Origin of the sequence: Streptomyces sp. rh34, from assembly GCF_002551245.1 — a bacterium.
Classification (GTDB): Bacteria; Actinomycetota; Actinomycetes; order Streptomycetales; family Streptomycetaceae; genus Streptomyces.
Window position 1 is genome coordinate 1 of record NZ_NTGZ01000478.1, and the last position, 2,303, is coordinate 2,303.

2 protein-coding genes are annotated in these 2,303 nt (G+C 71.2%); both read right to left on the bottom strand.

The annotated features are described in order from the left end of the window. On the bottom strand, window positions 1–381 hold a 381-nt coding region (locus tag CR470_RS37415), incomplete at its 3' end, for a Mur ligase domain-containing protein (RefSeq protein ID WP_257139063.1). Window positions 382–421: 40 nt separating this feature from the next. Then, window positions 422–2,303, bottom strand: a 1,882-nt coding sequence (locus tag CR470_RS37420) for a peptidoglycan D,D-transpeptidase FtsI family protein (protein ID WP_306667841.1), incomplete at its 5' end; no start/stop codon positions are given.

The following is a 2,303-nucleotide window of genomic DNA, read 5'->3' on the forward strand; positions in this document are numbered from 1 at the left end:
GTCGGTGAGGACGGCGGCGGCGCCGAGGCCCGCGGCCTGGGCCGCGAAGTCGGCGCCGTGGAAGCGGGCGCCGGGCAGGGCGGCGTACACGTCGCCCGGGCGCACGGCCCGCGAGTCGTGCGTGATGCCGGTGACCTCACCGGTCCCGGCCGCTTCGACGCCGAGCCGGCCTGCCAGCTCGCCGAGAGGGGTGGGCCGGAGCCGGTCCGGTCGGGGCGCTCCCGGGTAGGTCACAGGCGCGTCCTTCTGAGAGGTTTGGGACTGATCAGCGTGGGGCACGGCGGTGAGCGTACCGGGCCGGTGCGGCGTCTCGCGAAGCGAGGGACCCCCGTTGTGGCGGTTCTCGTTCCGGTTCCCGGGATCGGGGGTGATGGTTGTCACTGAGGGTTCCCTTGGAGGAGATGCTCGCGCATCCCCGTGTTCACTCGCCGGGCTTGAAGGACACCGGCAGCCGGGGCGGCTCGCTGCCGGACGGTGGGGTCTGGAGCGTCTTGAGCGCGAACTCCATGACCTGCTTGTGGATCGGACCGCAGATCTGGCCGCCGAAGTAGCTGCCCTTGGTGGGGTTCTGGATCGCGCAGTAGACGGTGACCTGCGGGTTGTCGGCGGGGGCGAAGCCCGCGAAGGAGGCGGTGTAGCCCTTGTAGACGCCACGGACGGGGTCGACGCGGTTGGCGGTGCCGGTCTTGCCGGCGACCCGGTAGCCGGGAATGGCGGCCTTGGTGCCGGTGCCTTCACTGTCGTCGACGACGGACTCCAGCATCGTCGCCAGGGTCTTGGCCGTCTTCTCGCTGACCACCCGGTTCTCCTCGGGGGCCTCGGCGGCTTCGAAGCGCCCGTCGGAGCCCTTGGTGCCGCGGACGAGGGTGGGGGCGATCCGTACGCCTCCGTTGGCGATGGTGGAGTAGACCGAGGCGGCCTGGACGGCGTTGAGCGAGAGGCCCTGGCCGAAGGGGATCGTGTACTGCTGCGAGGTCGACCAGTCCTTCGGGTGGGCCAGCAGACCCGGCGACTCCCCGGGGTAGCCGAGCCCGGTCCTGGAGCCGAGGCCGAACTTGCGCAGGTAGGAGTAGAGGATCTGGTTGGACTCCGCCTGGGTCTTGCCGAGCTGGCCGGTCGCCAGGATGGTGCCGATGTTGCTGGACTTGGCGAGGACCCCGTTGAGCGTGAGGTACCAGGTGGGGTGGTCCACGTCGTCCTTGAAGAGCCGGTCGCCGCGGTGCAGCCGGTTGGGGACGGTGACGTGGGTGCCGGGTGTGGCGGCCTTCTCCTCCAGTACGGCGGCCATGGACATGACCTTGCTGGTGGAGCCGGGCTCGTACACGTCCTGGAGGGCGGCGTTGCCGAGGGAGGCGGAACTCGCCTGGGAGAGGTCGTTGGGGTCGTAGCCGGGGGCGTTGGCCATGGCCAGCAGCTCGCCGGTCCGCGTGTTCTGCACGATGACGTAGCCGCGGTCGGCCTTGGACTTCTCGACCTGGTCGCTGATGGCCTTCTGGGCGGCCCACTGGATGTCGCGGTCGATGGTCAGCTCGATGTCGGAGCCGGGCACGGCCGGGACCTCGCTGCTGCCCGCGGTGGGGACCCGACGGCCGCCGGCCTGGGCGTAGCGGATCTTGCCGTCCTTGCCCGCGAGTTCCTCGTTCAGCTGCGATTCGAGGCCGCCGCCGCCCTTGCCGTCGGCGCTGACGAATCCCAGTATCCCGGCGGCGAGATCCCCGTTGGGGTAGACGCGCTTGGTGGTCGGCTCCTGGAGGACGCCGGCCAGGACGTTGGCGCCCGGACCGCCCTTCAGCTCGTCCTCGGATGCCTTCTCGGCGAAGACGGCCTTGAGGTCCTTGATCTGCTTCCAGACCTGGGGGGTCTGCCGGTGGGCAAGCACGGTGTAGCGGGTCTTGGCCGAGAGCTGCTCGGTCAGCTTCTCGACGTCCTTGCCGAGGATCGGGGCGAGCAGCGCCGCGGCCTGCTGGGGCGCGTCGGGCGCGTGGCTCTCCTCGGGCGTGAACAGCTTGGGGTCGGCCGTGATGTTGTGCGCGTCCACGCTGGTGGCGAGCGCGACGCCCTTGCGGTCGGTGATCTCGCCGCGCTCGGCGGCGACCGTGTACTCCAGGTAGCGGTTCTTCTCGGCCTTGGCCGCGTACGCGCTGGCGTCGACGGCCTGGACCTGGAGCAGTCGGGCCACGAAGGCCAGCATGACCAGCGTCAGCCCGAGGCTGACGAGCCGCAGCCGGGGGCGGGGGCTGCCGAGGCGCAGGGAGCGCGGTGCGCCTCCGCGCGCGGAGGTGCGCCCCGGTGCGGAGCGGGGG